Below are 17,181 nucleotides of genomic sequence, written 5' to 3' on the forward strand. Positions count from 1 at the left end.
TCGAATTCGACTTATAGTTTGCTGAAAGATCGAAGCTTCATCGTGTAGGCTATTATTTCAGCCGAGCACAATGTTTCAATACAACACGAGGAGGAAATGTTTATGTCAAAGGTTGAAGAAATTCAAAATTATTTACAACAAAATCAAATTGATGCTGCTTTCATCACAACACCAGACAACGTTTTTTACGTTTCAGGCTTTAAAAGTAACCCACATGAGAGATTACTAGGCGTAATGGTTTTTAAAGAGGCAGAACCTTTTTTAATTTGTCCACAAATGGAGATCCCAGATGCAAAAGCTGCGGGTTGGTCCTATGAAGTCATTGGTCACCAAGATACTGAAAATTCAATGGAAGTTCTTGCACAAGCGATTAGAACCCGTCATGATAATCCATTAGCGTTTGCCATTGAAAAAGCACAACTAAATGTAGAACGCTTTGAAGCCCTACAAATCTCGTTCCCGCAAGCAAAATTTGTCCGCCTCGACGAAAAAATCAATGCTATGCGAGTGATTAAGGATGAAAATGAATTAGAAAAATTACGTAAGGCAGCTGAATTAGCTGACTACGCTATTGAAATCGGCTGTAAGGAAATCGCTGAAGGCAAAACGGAGATGGAAATCTTAACAGCCATTGAAAATGCAATTCAAGATAAGGGCTGCAAGATGTCCTTTGAGACAATGGTATTGAGTGGTCCTAAAACAGCCTCTCCTCACGGTACACCAGGTGCTCGCAAAATCGAAAAGGGTGATATGGTGTTATTCGACCTGGGCGTAATTTACGATGGTTATTGCTCTGATATTACACGTACGGTTGCCTTTGGTGAACCTAGTGAAGGACAAAAGGAAATCTACAACGCAGTACTTTCTGCTAACACAAATGCAATTGCAGCGGTAAAACCAGGTGTTCGTGCAATGGATTTAGATAAAATTGCTCGTGATACTATTTCCGAAGCAGGCTATGGTGAGTATTTCACACATCGACTTGGTCATGGACTCGGCATTTCTGTGCATGAATTTCCATCTGTAACAGGTGCCAACGACATGGCTATGGAGGAAGGCATGGTCTTCACAATTGAGCCAGGTATCTATAAATCTGATGTGACAGGTGTCCGTATTGAAGATGATGTTGTAGTAACAAAAGACGGAGTAGAAGTATTAACAAAATTCCCAAAAGATTTGATCGTACTATAATTCAAAATCCGGATACAAATACGCCAAGGCGAAATTGATTTAATGAATCCTATAGAAAAGGAAGGAAGCAACCAAAAGAGGTGCTTCCTTTTTTAGTATAAAGTATTGCGGCAAAACGAGGGGGTGATTTCCGTTCCGACTGGGCGCTTTGTAGCTTGAAACGGAAATCAACCCTCTTTTTGCTAAGAGCTCGACCTTCATTGCCACAATAGTTTTTCAACAATATGAAAGGAAGCAACCATAATGAAACATGGTGCTTCCTTTTATTATTTTACTTATTGAATTAACTCATCAACATTAACATATGGCAGACCTTGAGAATCTGCAACTGCCTTGTAAACGAGATGTCCATCTATAGTATTAACACCTTTTTTCAATGCAAGATTGTCAAGACATGCTTGGTTGTAACCCTTATTAGCAATTTGAAGCGCATAAGGAATTGTATTGTTTGTTAAAGCGATTGTCGAAGTACGTGGTACAGCACCAGGCATGTTCGCAACTGCATAATGCACAACGCCATGTTTTACATAAGTTGGGTCATCATGTGTCGTCACACGATCAGATGTCGCAAAAATACCACCTTGGTCAATTGCAATATCAACAACTACAGAGCCAGGTTGCATTGACTGAATCATTTCCTCAGAAACAAGCTTTGGTGCTTTGGCGCCAGGAATTAAAACAGCTCCAATTACTAAATCTGAGTTTTGCACAGATTCTGCAATATTATAAGGATTGGACATTAATGTTTGAACATCACGACCAAACAAATCCTCTAACTGACGTAAACGTTCTGGGCTTAAATCAATGACCGTTACATCTGCACCCATTCCGACAGCTATTTTCGCTGCATTTGTTCCAGCGATACCACCACCGATCACAGTTACTTTACCGCGTGGAACACCTGATACGCCGCCCAGTAAAATACCTTTACCTTCATGATTTTTCTCTAAAAATTGTGCGCCAATCTGCGTTGCCATTTTACCTGCAACCTCACTCATTGGTGTTAAAAGTGGTAAAGAACCATTTGCTAATTGTACAGTTTCATAAGCAATACCTACAACTTTTTTATTTAAAAGTGCCTGCGTTAACTCAAGCTCTGGCGCTAAATGTAAATACGTAAATAAGATTTGACCTTCATAGAAATAATCGTATTCTGATGCTACAGGTTCCTTTACTTTCATGATCATTTCTTGTGCCCATGCTTCTTTTGCCGACTCAACGATATGAGCACCTGCTGCCAGGTAGTCTGCATCTGTAAAACTTGAGCCCAAACCTGCTCCAGTTTCAATGTACACTTCATGCCCTGCATGTGTTAATGTTACAACTCCTGCTGGTGTCATGGCTACACGATTTTCATTGTTTTTAATCTCTTTTGGAATACCAATCTTCATATTTCCTATCCCCTTCCATTACCTAAAAAATAAGCATCAGTTTGTTACATACACTTCGATGTATTGATGCGCCCCTTGCATTTCCATATTACCAAACAAATAAAAAAAATGCTTTAATAAAAGTGATTATAGAAAAAATTTATATTATTCCTACAATATTAAAAACTCAAATTCAGGTGGCAATCTTTAGCCCGCGATGAAAGCAAATCGATTGGAGCACTTGAGTTGCACCATTTACTTGATGGCTCCCCTGGAAAGAATGTAACGAAATATAATTCTGCGAATATTACTTCATTCCCAAATGTTTTCTGTGCGAAAGCGCGCCCAGTCGGAACGGAAATCAACCACACGTTATGGTTATGAGCCAAATCACTGTAAATGCCTTCACTTTTTCACATTTATTCTTCCGGAAAGTATTTCCTTTAGAAAATCATTTGGTATAATCAAAATATACAAATCAGGGAGGTAATTCAAATGGCTAATCATTATAAAAGCATTGTAGTTGCAGTAGACGGTTCTAAGGAAGCTGAATACGCATTCCGTAAATCAATCGACGTTGCAAAACGTAACGAAGGTGCTGTCTTAAACCTAGTAAATGTTATTGACACTCGTTCATTCGCTGCAATCGAAGCATATGACCGTTCAATTGCTGAACGTGCTCAAGCATTCTCTGAAGAATTATTAAATGGTTACAAAAAACAAGCTGAAGATGAAGGCATTGCAAACGTTAACCTTGTAATTGAATACGGCTCACCAAAAAATATTATTACAAAAGAGCTTTCTAAAATTGTAGACGCAGACTTAATCATTTGTGGTGCAACTGGTCTAAATGCAGTAGAACGCTTCCTAATCGGTTCTGTATCTGAAGCAATTGTACGCTCAGCTAAATGTGATGTACTTGTTATCCGTACACCTGAAAATTAATATGTAGTACATAAAAAGGTATCCAATTTTGGATACCTTTTTTACTTATTTACCTTCTTGCCACATTTTCACTTTTTCAAAGAACATAGCAAGAGCTTGTTTATTTTGCATATTTGGTACTTTTGCTAACAATACCTCTTTAGGCGCTTTGAAATCTGCACCTTGTTTTTGCAAGATCACAATACTTTTTTCAAGTGCTTTATTGGCAAACATTGTATCTGGTAATTGAATAATTGCCTGAATCCAAGCATGCTTTTGAATGTATTTATGCAATTGTTTCGACTGCTCAGACTCAAAGAGATGGGTTGGTGCAAGGAAAAATAAGTAGCCTCCATCCTTTGTATAGTTAATGGACTGCTCAATAAATAAATGATGTGCATAACTCATTCCTTCTGAAGGGCATAATTCATAATCTAATGCGACATCTTCATTCGGATAATAGCCAACTGGTAAATCACAAACAATTGCATCGACAGGATTTACTAATAGATCTTGTAAAGCATCTTGGCGATATAATGAAACTGGTTGCTCTGTTAAATCAGCGGTAGCAGCAGCTAAACGAATAAGTAGCTCATCAACCTCTACACCCGTTGCTTCTATTTTCCCATCTAATAAATTCATAACTGTTAGTAGTAAATTTCCTGTACCTATTGCTGGATCTAAAATAGAAATTTTTTCGGTTTCTAGACGCTTCGCAAATATTTGCTCAACAAAATAACCAACTAATAACCCAAGAGTATCTGGTGTCATTTGGTGATTTGGTTGAGAGCCTTTTCGCATCCCTTTTAAAACAGCAATTTGAATCGCTTTACGCACATCTTCCTTTGACGCACCGTCTTGTGAAAAATCAACTTCCCCATCTAGCCATGCCTCTAAACCATCTAAAATACCCTCAAGTAACGTAGTATTATGTTCTTTTTCTATCTTTTCAGCATGTTCATTTAGCATACCAAATAATTTTTCGATATTTTCCATACATAACTTCCTTTCAAGCAGAAAAGAGCCGTGACAAAAACTTGTCACAGCCCCTTTGTCTAGTAATATCTTAGCCTAAAATCAATAAATTATGCTAGTGCTTTTACAGCTGCAATTGCCGCTTCATAGTTTGGATGGTTTGTTGCCTCAGAAACATATTCTACATATGCCACTTTGTCATTTGCATCCACAACAAATACTGCACGTGTTAGAAGACGTAACTCTTGGATATAGACACCGTATGCTTCACCAAATGACAGATCGCGGTGATCTGAAATTGTTTGAACAGCGTCAATACCAGCTGCACCACACCAACGTTTTTGAGCAAACGGAAGGTCAACAGATACTGTATAGATCACTACATTATCACCTAAGCTTGCTGCTTCTTCATTAAAACGACGTGTTTGCGCATCACATACACCAGTATCTAATGATGGTACTACACTAATTAAACGAATTTCCCCCTCTGAATCTTTTAAAGTGACAGGTGATAGATCATTCGCTAATACAGTGAAATTTGGTGCTTGGTCTCCAACCTTTACTTCATTACCTACAAGTGTTACTGGACCATTTTTAAATGTTACTTGTGCCATATAAACGCCTCCTAATCTTCATATGTACATAATATTACTAAATGAAGGGAATTAAATGCAACTGAGACAGCTTACCAAAAAAATTAATGGTTTTAAAGAGTGCCCAGCCTTTACTCCAATCAATTTATATACAAGGCATATATATTACAAAGTTTGGAGCTATTCCCCAACAAACTAACCATTAATCACCACTATCACCGCAAAAATAAAGAGCTGTCTCAAGTAATGAGACAGCTCTAGCCACTATTCTTCGTTTTTTTCCTCTAACTTTTCAGGTTCTGGTTTTTCCGCTTGAAGTACGGATTCAGTCTTTTCCTCTTTGATTGGCAAAGATGGTTGCACAACACTTTTTTCAATATAGACTTTTTCATGAACAACTGTTGTGTCTGCAAAATAATCATGTAGACCTTGATTGTTCGGTAAAATGACTATAAGAATATATAGGGGCATAAAAATGTTGTTAATGATGCGACCTATCCAATCACGGAATAACACATCTGACCAAGTCAGCTTCTCATGTTTTAATGAAATAACCCGTAATCCAAATATCATTTTCCCTAAGGTTTGCCCAAAAAATTTCGTCATTAATACGAAATAGCTGTAATAAAAAATAGCGGATATAATCGAAATTGGTGCATACCACACTGTTTCGGATAATGACCAATCCATTATATAAAAAATCGGGTTAACAAGAATTCCGATTACCGCTGTAATAATGAATCCATCCAATAAAAATGCCCAAAAACGTATCCAAAAGCCTGCCGTTTTTAATGCATAATTTTCATTTGTAATTGGCTTATCAATTAGGAGGGCATTCTCCATAGAGGGTGAACCTTGCATAACAATTTCATGGTTTGTCATTGTACTCCCTCCTTAGTATTCGCCATATAAGTACATCATTTTTGGTGCTTTATATTCCGTCATAATTTTCATCAACATTTTTTCTTCTGCTGATGGACCAAACATTGATCCAATCTTCATACCGACATACGATTGCAAACCACCCACATCATATGAATACTCAAATAATTGAGCATCCTCTAAACCAAAGTCTTCACGTAATGCCGCAACTGCTGCTTCCTCATCACCAATTTCATCAATTAATCCTGCTTCAAGAGCCTTCGTACCGCTAAGAATTCGACCATCGGCTACTTTTTTCACATCGGCTTCAGGCATATTACGCCCTTCTTCAACAATATCAACAAATTCTTCATATGATTCATTAATCATATCTTGCATCATAGCACGTTCTTCCGGTGTCACTTCACGCATTGGACTAAGCATATCCTTATGTGCACCAGATTTAAATGTTTCATATTTAAAACCAACTTTTTCAGCTAGTTTTTGATAATTAATGGATTGCATAATGACACCAATCGAACCAGTAATTGTATCACGTTGTGCAAATATTTTATCTGCAGGTGCTGAAATGTAATAACCACCTGATGCTGCCATAGAATCCATAGAAACATAGATTGGAATTTGTCGCTCCTCTTTAATTTTTAAGAGCTTTTTATAAATTTCTGCTGATTCCTTTACACCGCCACCTGGTGAATTAACACTTAAGACGATGCCTTGAACAGTATCATCATATAAAATATTATCTAATTGGTCTAAGAAAAATTGATGATCATACGCAACTGGTTGCCATAATGTACTTGAGCCAACATCTTGAATCGTACCATCAACCTTTAAGTATGCAATACGTTTATCCATATTGCCGTCTTCTTTAATCTCTTCCATTACCTCTAAATTATTCCCAGCTACCATACTATCAAAATTACTAAAGAAATCCGATTTAAAAATTGCAAATACGGTGTTAATCCCCAATGAAAATACTAATAAGACACCTGCAATTATTAAAGCAGCCCACCTTTTAACATTCATAAATTTCCGCCTCCTCATCACGTTATACGATTGACATTCTAATTTGTTTCATTTTTTTTGCAATAATAGGCGAATGTTTTAACCTATTCAACCTATATTACATTACCTAAAATCATGAAAAAAATCAAAGTTCATAAAAAAAGTACGAACTTTGATTTTCTTCAACATATTTCCCCAGGAAATTATTATTGACTACTTTATTGATTTTTTTCTTGTTCACGCAATTCGACACGACGAATTTTACCTGATGAAGTCTTTGGTAGTTCAGTTACAAATTCTATCGCACGAGGGTATTTATAAGGTGCTGTTAAAGTCTTTACATGATTTTGTAGTTTTTTAATCAGTGCTTCATTACCAATTTCTCCATCACGGAGCACTACAAATGCCTTTACAATATTTCCGCGAACTTCATCTGGACTCGCAACAACAGCAGTTTCTTTAACTGCTGGATGCTTCAATAATGCATCTTCTACTTCAAATGGACCTATCGTATAGCCAGAAGATATTATGACATCATCTCCACGTCCTTCAAACCAAAAATAACCATCTTCATCTTTATATGCACGATCTCCGGTAATATACCAATCGCCTCTAAATTGTAGATTTGTACGTTCTGGATCATGTAAATATTTTTTAAATAACGCAGGTGTTTCACGATGCACAGCAATGTCTCCAACTTCTCCAATTGCAACTGCATTTCCGAAATCATCGATAATTTCAACAGTATTCCCCGGAGTAGGTTTACCCATCGAGCCAATTTTAGCCTTCGTCCCTACCATTGTACCAACAAGTAATGTATTTTCTGTTTGTCCATAGCCATCTCGTACTTGTAAATTCAAAACCTCCGAAAATACTTTTATCACTTCGCTATTTAATGGTTCACCTGCTGACACAGCCTGACGGACTGTACTTAAATTGAAATTTTGTAAACTTTCAAGTGCTGCCATAAATCGATATTCGGTTGGTGTACAGCACAGAATATTAATCTTGAATTTTTCAAGCAGTGTAAGGTATGTTGTCGCATCAAAGTGACCTTTGTAGACAAATGCTGTTGCACCACTTCCTAATGTAGCGAGAAACGGACTCCAAATCCATTTTTGCCAGCCTGGAGCTGCTGTAGCCCAAACAATGTCACCTTCTTGAACACCTAACCAATTCGGTGCAGTTGTTCGTAAGTGTGCATAACCCCAGCTATGTGTATGTACCGCTGCCTTTGGATTTCCTGTTGTACCACTCGTATAAGCTAAAAATGCAATGTCAGTACTTTTAGTAGGTGTGGAGCTTATGTAGGTTGTTGGTTGGCTTTGCATTTTTTCAAACAACGGCTGCCAAGATTCATGTGCATGACCAATGACAAATTGCTGTATGCCTTGCGAATTTTTAACAGCATCAAATTGCTCAATATAAGGCTCAAATACAACAACGCCTTTTGCGTTTGCGTGATTGATGCGATATTCAATATCCTTAGTTCTCAACATTTCTGAGCTTGGTATAATTGTTAACCCAGCCTTCAAGGCTCCAAGATAAACGATATACGCTTCAACTGATCTTGGCACCATGACTAAAATAACATCACCTTTTGTTAAACCATGTGATGTAAATACATGAGCTGCCTGATTAGCCTTTTCAAGTAAACAAGCATATGTAATGTACTGAATTTCTTCGTTTTCGTTATAAACTATTAATGCGCATTTTGTAGAATCCTGTGCATATTTTTCGATTTCCTCTGAAATGTTATACCACTCTGGTGCGATTAAATCTTGTCGTTTCATGGCAAATGCCCCCTTTTGCTATGCTCATTATAAAACTCAAATTTCATCATTTTCAATGAAAGGCACTCTAATTTGTTAAAGTCATGACAACTATCATGCTCTGCTATATGGCATCAGTCACGTCTTCGTTCAAAAAAACTCTCTATTGAATACGAAAGAAAAATATGGTACATTTTGGTCAACTAAAAGCATAATTGCAGGGGGACTCATTTAGAGTTGAGAAGGTAAAACCTGACCCTTTGAACCTGTTAGTTAATACTGACGTAGGGAGCAATTCACATCTAATTACTGATGAAAGGCTCTTTTGCGTGTTTTTTCTGCACGAAAAAGAGCCTTTTTTGCACGCTTACGTCCATCCAATAAGGAGGACATAAATTGATATTTCATACGATCCGTAAACGAAATCCACTTATTCATTGCATTACTAATTATGTTGTAGCTAATTTCCAAGCAAATGGCTTATTAGCAATAGGTGCTTCTCCAGTAATGGCCGATGACAGTCATGAGGTTGAAGAAATGGTCGCTATTGCCTCAGGCTTATTGATAAATATCGGTACCCTAAATAATCAAATGAAAAAATCCATGCTACTCGCAGGAAAAAAAGCTAATGCTCTGGGCATTCCCATTGTTTTAGATCCTGTTGCTGCAGGTGCAACAACTTACCGTAAACAGACGGTACAGCAATTATTAAAGGAAATAAAATTTGCAGCTATTCGTTGTAATGTTGGAGAGCTTGCGGCGATTGCCAATGTTGACTGGCAACAAAAAGGCGTAGATAGTGGTACTGGTTCAATTTCTTTAGAAATTGAGGCAAAGCAAATAGCTCAACTCTACAATTGTATTGTTATTGTGACCGGTGAAAAGGATTTTATAACTGATGGCGAACATCAGCAATGGATTACAGGTGGAAATTCTCAAATGACAGAAGTCACCGGAACAGGTTGCTTATTAAGTGCAATTTGTTGCGCTGCTTACTCCACAGGGAATGAACCCTATAACCAATTAGTCGATGCATTATCACTTTATAAAAAAGTGGCAGAACAAGCTTCTTCTTCCACAGATTACATTGGCGATTTTCAAATTACAGTATTGAATGAATTACATCGCATTTCCAAGGATGGTGAAGAACAATGCATATTGTAACAACAATTGCTGGTTCAGATAGTGGTGGCGGCGCAGGCATACAGGCTGATTTAAAAACATTTCAGGAATTAAAGGTCTTTGGAACATCTGTTATTACAGCTTTGACTGCCCAGAACACACTTGGTGTATCCGATGTCTTACCAATTGAAGTTAGCTTTGTTGAAAAACAACTTAAAGCACTAATCGAGGATTTTTCAATTAGTGCTGTTAAAACAGGAATGCTATTTTCCTCAGAAATCATTCAATCAATCGCACGTATTTTAGCTGAAGTTAATATTCCGTTAATTGTTGATCCTGTCATGATTGCAAAAGGTGGCGAAAGCTTATTACAGCAAGAAGCAATTGTAGCATTATGTAGTTATTTACTTCCTTTAGCAACAATCGTTACACCAAACATACCTGAAGCTGAAACACTTACCGGAAGAAAAATCAAAACGTTTGCAGATATTCAAGACGCGGCACACACCCTATTACAAAAGGGTGTACAATGTGTCATCATTAAAGGTGGTCATTTAACGGATAACGATTATGCAATTGATTATGTATTTTTTAAAGATGGCAAATCATTTTCCATGCAGTCCTCGCGTATTGCAACAAAAAATACACACGGAACAGGCTGTACGTTCTCTGCCGCACTCACTGCGTTTATTGGACGAGGATTTTCTATAAAAGAAGCGATTGTGGAAGCCAAAAAATATATTCAATTAGCCATAACTTATGATTTATCGATTGGCAATGGGCATGGTCCAACAAATCATTTTGCTTATCAAAAATATAAGGAGTCGTGTGAGGTGATCATTCATGAAACGTGATAATTTACAGCTATACTTTATTATGGGTACAAGTAATGTTTTAATTCAAAAGCCATTAAACGTTCTAGAGAAGGCTTTACAATCTGGCATTACCATGTTTCAATTTCGTGAAAAAGGACCGAATACACTCACTGGGCAAGCCTATGAAAATTTTGCGCAAGAATGTCAAAAGCTCTGTCAACAGTATAATGTTCCGTTTATTGTTAATGATGATGTAGAGCTCGCTGTGAAACTTGGTGCAGATGGTGTTCATATTGGACAAGAAGATTTGCCTGTGTCGATGGTACGCGAAAAAATTGGTAGCATGATTTTAGGTGTTTCTGTTCATTCACAAGCTGAATTACAAACTGCTCTACAATACGGTGCGGATTATGTAGGAATTGGTCCTATTTTTGCAACCTCTTCTAAAAAGGACGCCAAGCCACCTAGTGGGACAAAATTTTTACAGCAAGTTCGCATACAATACCCCGAACTCCCCATTGTTGCAATAGGAGGACTAAATTGCTCGAATGCCCATACAGCATTTAAAGCTGGTGCAGATGGAATTGCTGTTATTTCTGCAATTTGTGAAAGTGAAGATATTTCAAATACAATCTCTACACTTAAATCATTTTCAATATTGGATAAAAAAATCAAAATCTAACCAAACTAAAACCAGTGCCTTTTACGGTCACTGGTTTTAAGTTTAATAAATGCTGTTTAAGCAATTATTGGTTGTTGTTTGGCATACCTTTTAATTGAGATTCTGCCATTTGTACAAGACGTTTAGTGATTTCACCGCCAACGGAACCGTTAGCACGAGCTGAAGCGTCAGCCCCTAATTGAACACCAAATTCTTGTGCAATTTCGTATTTCATTTGATCTAGTGCTTGTTGTACACCAGGTACTGCAAGCTTGTTTGAACTGCGGTTGTTGTTTGAAGTCATGTCTCTCACCTCCTTGTGAATATAGAATGTGCGATATTAGATTTTTAATACGAAAATTTTATAGGTAAATTGTACCTCAGAAGGAAACCAACTAAAAAAGCCGACTCAAAATGCACTTTTGAGTCGGCTCGCAAATTTCTTCTATAGAAGATCTGCAAATTTATCTGCTTCTTGCTCTTTTTTCGGGAAAATATAGACCTCACGATTTTTCACTGCTCGTTCAATTAGTTCATCAAAATCCGAGAAGCTTTCATAATGCTCAACCTTTTCAAGCTTTGGTTTTGTTTTTGGACTTGCAGGAGTAAAAATTGTACAGCAATCTTCAAATGGCTGGATAGACGTTTCGTATGTGCCAATTTTCTCTGCAATATCGATAATTTCTAATTTATCAGATGAGATTAATGGGCGTAAAATTGGTGTGTTGGTTACGGCATTGATAGCTGTTAGGCTTTCAAGCGTTTGACTTGCTACTTGACCAAGACTTTCACCTGTAACAATTGCTAGTGCACCAATTTCTTCACGTACTTTATCTGCGACTTTTAACATCATACGGCGAGTTGTTGTCATCGATACATTAGAAGGTACTTTTTCTTTAATAAGAACTTGAATTTCAGTGAAAGGAATGACATGTAAACGTATACTAGCTCCAAATTTCGTTAATTCATTAGCAAGCACCTTTACTTTTTCCAATGAATTTTGGCTTGTATACGGTGGGCTAAAGAAGTGAATCGCCTCTAAGCGCACTCCTCGTTTCATCATTAAATAACCAGCAACAGGACTATCTATACCACCAGAAAGCATTAATAGAGATTTTCCGTTTGAACCTACTGGCATTCCACCTGCACCCGGAATAACTTGTGCCATCATATATGTTGCATCATGGCGAACTTCTACTCGAAGCTCGATATCGGGTTGCTTCACTTTTACTGATAAGTTTTTAAACTGCGGTAAAACATAACCACCAATTTCACGTTGAATGGCATGAGATTCTAAAGGAAATGTTTTATCTGTACGCTTTACTTCTACTTTAAAAGTAAGTTGTTCATTTTTAAATGTATCCATAATAGTTATCGCAAGCTTTTTCATTGCTTCCATATCTTTTTCACATGCAGCAACTGGACTAAATGATTGAATGCCAAAAATTTTGGGTAATCCTTTTACTAGAACGTCCATTTGTTCTTCATTTTGAATGGCAATAAACATACGATCACGCTCTGTACGAATGTGTAAGTGTCCTAAATCTGCAAATGCATGACGAATATTCTCACGTAAACGGCGAATAAAGTCCATTTTATTGCGTCCTTTTGTAGAAAGCTCGCCATATCGAATTAAAATTTCTTTCCAAATCATTATTTATATTCTCCTTTAAGTTCCATCAATACTTCATCTAATACTTGTTTAAACTTTACTATATCTTCATCTGTTACATATGCACCAAAGCTTATACGAATGACACCCTTTTTAAAATGTTCATCAAGATTTAGCGCTTCAACAACATGACTTGTTTTTGTTTGCTTTGATGAACAAGCACTAGATGTCGATACAATAACATTACGTTTTTGCATTGCATTAATGATGACTTCACCTTTTAAATCGCGAATACTAAAAGATAAAATATGTGCAGCTCCCTGTGGTGTCGATAAAATATGCACTGCTTCCCCATATCCATGTAATTGTGTGCAAATTTCTTCATACCATTGGCGGTATTTTTTCGCTCGGTCATTCATCGTCTCTACTGCTACTCTGGCCGCTTTAGATAGTGCGACAGCCTGCGGGACAGCTACAGTTCCACTACGTAAACCAAACTCCTGCCCTCCGCCAAGTGCATAAGGTTGCCATTTCATTTTTTTGCGGAATGCTAATACGCCTGAGCCTTTAAAGCCATGAATTTTGTGACCAGAAATTGAAATACAGTCTGGTCCCTCGTCATCGTTAAATGATATCGGTAATTTTCCAAAGCTTTGTACGGCATCAATGTGAAAAGCTGCTCGACTCGACTCATGGATAATTTTTGCGGCTTCAACAATTGGTTGAATAGCCCCCATTTCATTATTTACATGCATCATACTTACTAAAATGGTATCCTTACGCACTTTTGCGCGAAGCTCCTCTAAAGAAATAACGCCATTTTCATCTACTTGCAAATAGTCTACGTCAAAGCCCTCTTGGTCAAGCTGCTTAACAGATTCTAGCACAGATGGATGTTCAATTTCAGTTGTTAAAATATGATTTCCTTTATGTGTATTGCTACGTGCTAAACCTAATATAGCTGCGTTATTAGATTCAGTTCCACCTGATGTAAATAGCACATTTTTTGCTTCTGTATGCAAAATATCTGCTACTTGCTCACGTGCACGCATTAATAATTCGTTGGATTCAACACCCATTGCATGAATGGAAGCAGGATTGGCATAATACTGCTCATTCACTACCATAAATGCTTGCATAACCTCTTTTAAAGGTTTTGTTGTTGCACTATTGTCTAAATAGATTGTATTAACTTCCATTAATATTCACACACTTTCAAAACGTTGATTTAACGGTATTTATCATAACGCAATCTTCGGCAATTGACTACTAACTTTAACAATTATCCTAATTTAATCACTTATCTGTTTGCTTTTAATGTGAAAAACCCCCCTTTATAGAGTGGCATCTAAAGACTTGCTATGAACGTCTCTGGCTAAAAATTAAGCAGCATAAAAAATTGGATTTTTGCATTGTTAGGCTCATCATCATCACGTGTAGTTGATTTCCGTTCCGACTGGGCGCTTTGTTGCTGTCGCTTCGCTTTCGCACAGATAAAACATTTGTTGCTGTCGCTTCGCTTTCGCACAGATAAAACATTTGTTGCTGTCGCTTCGCTTTCGCACAGATAAAACATTTGTTGCTGTCGCTTCGCTTTCGCACAAAAAACATCTGTTGGCCCGAGACCTTAATTGACTAGTTGATTCATTAACCTTTCTTCATAGTTATAAATTCAGTTGATGCTGTGAATTCCATGACTTTATTAAAGCCTAATTTTTCGTAAAGGTGAATTGCTCTTGTATTAAATGTAGCTACTGTTAAACGAAGAGGACTATGATTTTCTTGCTGTAGCTGATTTAATATAAATGAAAAAAATTCTGAACCATAACCTTTTCCTGTTAGCTCAGGCTTCATCCCAATCCCAACATCAATGCACTCATCTAAATACGCAGCATAATCACGTCCTTTAGGTACTTGTGCAGCTGTTCCTGTACAGTAAAAACCGACTAGCTCTTCTTTATCATTGAAAATTGAATAATACGGACTTTCTAGAAATTCTTTTAGCGATTCATCGCATAGATCATTATTATAAAAATCATATGGTTCCTCATATTTCCAATTCAAAATGTCAGTCGCATAAATTTCATTCATTTCTCGAATATAAAATTGCATTATGAACACCTCTATTTTTCATCGTTTTTAATCAAAAATTGAGATAAGGTACAATGTGAAGCTTCCCGTTATTTATGTCCAAGAGCACACGCAAAAGTATGAAAAGTCGTATAAACACCCCAATAAATTGGCTTTTTAATAAAAAAACTGTCTAAAAAGTAATAACTATACCTTTTAGACAGCTGATGTAATTCTTTATTTACTTACTACTGTTTCATCTGCTACAAGTTCTTGAATTCGCTTTAAAGCGCCAGGCTCCATCTCTTCCACTGCCGTTCCAGCCTCTTCTAGTGCTTTGGAATAACGGAATTGATGGAAAGCTTCTTCGGCTTCTTTTAAACGCGCATGCAATTTTGCATTTGTAGCACGATGACGATTACCGTACTGAATAATACGTTCAATCAGCATTACATTTTCAATCAATTCATGTGCTTTTGACTTTACGTCCTCCACACAAAGTGTTGCTGCATTTAAATTATTATGAACCGTTCCCATGTTAAGAGGTACCTCTTGCAAACTTTGCATAACTACATAAATGTGCTCTGCTGCCTCATCTAGACGTGCATCCATCTCCTCAGGGATACCTGGAATATTAGCCTTATTCAATAACCTGTCTGTTTCTTGTAAAATTTTCTTTAAACTTTCTACTTGCGCACGAGCCTTGTTTTCATCAATTCGCAGCTTCTTCATCGTATTCGATAAATGTCCTTGCTCCTCATGAATACGTTCAAGCTCATCATTAATTTCAATCAATTCTTCCTGCAAACTTGAAGATGCAGATTTTTCTTCTTTAACACGCATTGCCAATAAATCATAGCGCCGTTGTAAAGCTTCTAATTGTTTTAATGCAGCTTTTGGAATATCTGCATCTTTTTCATTTAGATGATAGCTTTGCTGCACAAAGGTTGCTTCATCACTTACTAATCTTGTTGAACTAATAACATTAGTAATCGAGCTTAATAAACGATCACAATTTTGGTCAACGTAATTTTTAGCAATAACCTCTTTTTCAAGCAGGTCGTAATATTGATCAATCTCTTCATTTATTTCAGCAACACGTGGCTTAACAGCTGTTAAGTTAAGCTCTGCTAATTCATTTTTTAATGTTGCAAATTCCTCATCAAATTTATCCAGCGCTTTAGTTAGTTCTAAATGCTGTAAGTAATAGGATTGCTCCTCCATTTCACGCTGACCACTGCGTAATTCCTGTACAGCTCCTGGTAGCTTTACTTGCAATTCAGTCAAAATTGTTGGTACATCATTAATGTATTCAAATGTCTGTTGCGATTCTTGATTTAAGCTAATAACAATTTCTCGCGCCTGCAAATAGTTCCCTTCGCTAGTGAGCACATCAAATTCTTCAAACTTTTGAACGAACGTCTCTAACTTTTTCTCTAGCGCTGGTAATGCAACGCCGAACGAATGTTGGTGCGCTAACAATGTTTTACGCGCAGAGCGATAATATTCTTTTAATTGTTCAATTTCAATACGATTTTTTTCTTCGCTACCAATTAATTCATTTAGTTCTTCCAAGATTTTATCTTTATCTTGTTCACATTTTGCAATGTAATCTTCTATCTCACGTTCAATTAATGTTGCTTTCTTAAAACGAAGTCTATTGATTTGATCCTCTGCATCAAATAAAAGCGAATCAATTTTTGTCATATGTACATCGATGACTTCATCCCAACTATTGCGCCACCGTTCAAACATCTCTTCTGTTTCACCGTTCATGTTTAAAGATTTAACTTTCGAAATTTCTTCATTTATGGGATTGTTTTGTATTTGTGATTTTTCATTTTCAAGTTCAGCAATAATTACTGTATGTTTTCGTCGCATCATAAATCCTACTATTGCTAAAATTAATAGTAGGATAACTGGAATGATGATATACTCCATCGTAAGCCCCCTATTCTAAAATCAATATCGCCTTGGCGTAATTACGTCCAGATTTTGAATTGTGTTTGCACAATTCATTCCTTTCAAAATCCGTGACATCCGCCGGAGGCTTTATCTTCATTCAGTAGGTGTTTGGACACCACTAAAAAGAAACCTCATCTGCATTCATCTCATCACCTTGAGAGGTGGAAGTCTTCTGCTGAATGAAGATAAACGAATTGGCTAGTTGTATTTATTATATACTATGT

At 36.9% G+C, this 17,181-nt stretch carries 18 protein-coding genes and 1 riboswitch; of the genes, 6 read left to right on the forward strand and 12 right to left on the reverse strand.

Going from position 1 to position 17,181, the window contains the following annotated elements; translation table 11 throughout:
- Positions 1-102 precede the first annotated feature (102 nt).
- Entirely contained in the window at positions 103-1,191 is a 1,089-nt protein-coding gene (locus tag BFJ97_RS07390) for a M24 family metallopeptidase (protein WP_068983981.1), read from the forward strand.
- A gap of 275 nt (positions 1,192-1,466) precedes the next feature.
- On the opposite strand, the gene ald is transcribed toward BFJ97_RS07390, so the two are convergent.
- On the reverse strand, positions 1,467-2,582 hold the full coding sequence (ald, locus tag BFJ97_RS07395; protein WP_068983982.1) for an alanine dehydrogenase: 1,116 nt from the start codon (positions 2,580-2,582) through the stop codon (positions 1,467-1,469).
- A 225-nt stretch (positions 2,583-2,807) separates the two neighbouring features.
- Between ald and BFJ97_RS24575 the strand changes: the two genes are divergently transcribed.
- Positions 2,808-2,945, forward strand: a complete 138-nt coding sequence (locus BFJ97_RS24575) for a hypothetical protein (RefSeq protein ID WP_175401699.1) — start codon at positions 2,808-2,810, stop codon at positions 2,943-2,945.
- A gap of 111 nt (positions 2,946-3,056) precedes the next feature.
- Complete coding sequence (locus BFJ97_RS07400; protein WP_068983983.1) at positions 3,057-3,506, forward strand: universal stress protein; 450 nt, start codon at positions 3,057-3,059, stop codon at positions 3,504-3,506.
- Between the two features lie 45 nt (positions 3,507-3,551).
- On the opposite strand, the gene BFJ97_RS07405 is transcribed toward BFJ97_RS07400, so the two are convergent.
- The 5 genes from BFJ97_RS07405 to mbcS form a co-directional block, all read right to left on the reverse strand.
- The gene (locus BFJ97_RS07405; RefSeq protein WP_068983984.1) at positions 3,552-4,481 is read right to left on the reverse strand and encodes a class I SAM-dependent methyltransferase; all 930 of its coding nucleotides are present in this window, start codon (positions 4,479-4,481) and stop codon (positions 3,552-3,554) included.
- A gap of 89 nt (positions 4,482-4,570) precedes the next feature.
- Complete coding sequence (gene tpx, locus BFJ97_RS07410; RefSeq protein ID WP_068983985.1) at positions 4,571-5,074, reverse strand: thiol peroxidase; 504 nt, start codon at positions 5,072-5,074, stop codon at positions 4,571-4,573.
- A gap of 243 nt (positions 5,075-5,317) precedes the next feature.
- Entirely contained in the window at positions 5,318-5,935 is a 618-nt protein-coding gene (locus tag BFJ97_RS07415) for an RDD family protein (RefSeq protein ID WP_068983986.1), read from the reverse strand.
- Between the two features lie 12 nt (positions 5,936-5,947).
- Positions 5,948-6,961, reverse strand: a complete 1,014-nt coding sequence (gene sppA / locus BFJ97_RS07420; RefSeq protein ID WP_068983987.1) for a signal peptide peptidase SppA — start codon at positions 6,959-6,961, stop codon at positions 5,948-5,950.
- 197 nt (positions 6,962-7,158) lie between these two features.
- Positions 7,159-8,733, reverse strand: a complete 1,575-nt coding sequence (gene mbcS / locus BFJ97_RS07425) for an acyl-CoA synthetase MbcS (RefSeq protein WP_068983988.1) — start codon at positions 8,731-8,733, stop codon at positions 7,159-7,161.
- Positions 8,734-8,921: 188 nt separating this feature from the next.
- A riboswitch (TPP riboswitch) is annotated at positions 8,922-9,020 on the forward strand.
- Between the two features lie 88 nt (positions 9,021-9,108).
- Here mbcS and thiM point away from each other — a divergent pair.
- From thiM to thiE, 3 genes are read left to right on the forward strand one after another with little or no spacing between them, the layout of a single operon-like run.
- Positions 9,109-9,876 carry a hydroxyethylthiazole kinase gene (gene thiM / locus BFJ97_RS07430; RefSeq protein ID WP_068983989.1) on the forward strand — a complete coding sequence of 256 codons (768 nt, stop codon included), beginning with the start codon at positions 9,109-9,111 and terminating at the stop codon, positions 9,874-9,876.
- The gene (gene thiD / locus BFJ97_RS07435) at positions 9,864-10,688 is read left to right on the forward strand and encodes a bifunctional hydroxymethylpyrimidine kinase/phosphomethylpyrimidine kinase (RefSeq protein ID WP_068983990.1); all 825 of its coding nucleotides are present in this window, start codon (positions 9,864-9,866) and stop codon (positions 10,686-10,688) included. Before thiM ends, thiD begins: the two co-directional genes overlap by 13 nt.
- Complete coding sequence (gene thiE / locus BFJ97_RS07440; protein ID WP_068983991.1) at positions 10,678-11,331, forward strand: thiamine phosphate synthase; 654 nt, start codon at positions 10,678-10,680, stop codon at positions 11,329-11,331. Before thiD ends, thiE begins: the two co-directional genes overlap by 11 nt.
- A 64-nt stretch (positions 11,332-11,395) precedes the next feature.
- On the opposite strand, the gene BFJ97_RS07445 is transcribed toward thiE, so the two are convergent.
- The 6 genes from BFJ97_RS07445 to ezrA all read right to left on the reverse strand — a co-directional run bounded on the left by BFJ97_RS07445 (position 11,396) and on the right by ezrA (position 16,933).
- Positions 11,396-11,614: an alpha/beta-type small acid-soluble spore protein gene (locus BFJ97_RS07445; RefSeq protein ID WP_068983992.1), complete on the reverse strand. Its 219-nt coding sequence runs from the start codon at positions 11,612-11,614 to the stop codon at positions 11,396-11,398.
- Positions 11,615-11,755: 141 nt separating this feature from the next.
- Positions 11,756-12,964: a tRNA uracil 4-sulfurtransferase ThiI gene (thiI, locus tag BFJ97_RS07450; RefSeq protein ID WP_068983993.1), complete on the reverse strand. Its 1,209-nt coding sequence runs from the start codon at positions 12,962-12,964 to the stop codon at positions 11,756-11,758.
- Positions 12,964-14,121, reverse strand: coding sequence for a cysteine desulfurase family protein (locus tag BFJ97_RS07455; protein WP_068983994.1), 1,158 nt, complete (start codon positions 14,119-14,121; stop codon positions 12,964-12,966). Before BFJ97_RS07455 ends, thiI begins: the two co-directional genes overlap by 1 nt.
- 231 nt (positions 14,122-14,352) lie before the next feature.
- Positions 14,353-14,526 carry a hypothetical protein gene (locus tag BFJ97_RS24580; protein WP_175401700.1) on the reverse strand — a complete coding sequence of 58 codons (174 nt, stop codon included), beginning with the start codon at positions 14,524-14,526 and terminating at the stop codon, positions 14,353-14,355.
- A gap of 43 nt (positions 14,527-14,569) precedes the next feature.
- Positions 14,570-15,034: a GNAT family N-acetyltransferase gene (locus tag BFJ97_RS07460; RefSeq protein WP_068983995.1), complete on the reverse strand. Its 465-nt coding sequence runs from the start codon at positions 15,032-15,034 to the stop codon at positions 14,570-14,572.
- Between the two features lie 195 nt (positions 15,035-15,229).
- Complete coding sequence (ezrA, locus tag BFJ97_RS07465) at positions 15,230-16,933, reverse strand: septation ring formation regulator EzrA (protein ID WP_068983996.1); 1,704 nt, start codon at positions 16,931-16,933, stop codon at positions 15,230-15,232.
- Between the last annotated feature and the right edge of the window lie 248 nt (positions 16,934-17,181).

The organism is Lysinibacillus xylanilyticus (genome assembly GCF_001708185.1).
Classification (GTDB): Bacteria; Bacillota; Bacilli; order Bacillales_A; family Planococcaceae; genus Lysinibacillus; species Lysinibacillus xylanilyticus_A.

Excerpts from the sequence above, each read along its gene's own strand:
- BFJ97_RS07390 (WP_068983981.1), top strand. The coding sequence starts at position 103 with ATGTCAAAGGTTGAAGAAATTCAAAATTATTTACAACAAAATCAAATT.
- ald (WP_068983982.1), bottom strand. The coding sequence starts at position 2,582 with ATGAAGATTGGTATTCCAAAAGAGATTAAAAACAATGAAAATCGTGTA.
- BFJ97_RS07400 (WP_068983983.1), top strand. The coding sequence starts at position 3,057 with ATGGCTAATCATTATAAAAGCATTGTAGTTGCAGTAGACGGTTCTAAG.
- BFJ97_RS07405 (WP_068983984.1), bottom strand. The coding sequence starts at position 4,481 with ATGGAAAATATCGAAAAATTATTTGGTATGCTAAATGAACATGCTGAA.
- tpx (WP_068983985.1), bottom strand. The coding sequence starts at position 5,074 with ATGGCACAAGTAACATTTAAAAATGGTCCAGTAACACTTGTAGGTAAT.
- BFJ97_RS07415 (WP_068983986.1), bottom strand. The coding sequence starts at position 5,935 with ATGACAAACCATGAAATTGTTATGCAAGGTTCACCCTCTATGGAGAAT.
- sppA (WP_068983987.1), bottom strand. The coding sequence starts at position 6,961 with ATGAATGTTAAAAGGTGGGCTGCTTTAATAATTGCAGGTGTCTTATTA.
- mbcS (WP_068983988.1), bottom strand. The coding sequence starts at position 8,733 with ATGAAACGACAAGATTTAATCGCACCAGAGTGGTATAACATTTCAGAG.
- thiD (WP_068983990.1), top strand. The coding sequence starts at position 9,864 with ATGCATATTGTAACAACAATTGCTGGTTCAGATAGTGGTGGCGGCGCA.
- thiE (WP_068983991.1), top strand. The coding sequence starts at position 10,678 with ATGAAACGTGATAATTTACAGCTATACTTTATTATGGGTACAAGTAAT.
- BFJ97_RS07445 (WP_068983992.1), bottom strand. The coding sequence starts at position 11,614 with ATGACTTCAAACAACAACCGCAGTTCAAACAAGCTTGCAGTACCTGGT.
- thiI (WP_068983993.1), bottom strand. The coding sequence starts at position 12,964 with ATGATTTGGAAAGAAATTTTAATTCGATATGGCGAGCTTTCTACAAAA.
- BFJ97_RS07455 (WP_068983994.1), bottom strand. The coding sequence starts at position 14,121 with ATGGAAGTTAATACAATCTATTTAGACAATAGTGCAACAACAAAACCT.
- BFJ97_RS07460 (WP_068983995.1), bottom strand. The coding sequence starts at position 15,034 with ATGCAATTTTATATTCGAGAAATGAATGAAATTTATGCGACTGACATT.
- ezrA (WP_068983996.1), bottom strand. The coding sequence starts at position 16,933 with ATGGAGTATATCATCATTCCAGTTATCCTACTATTAATTTTAGCAATA.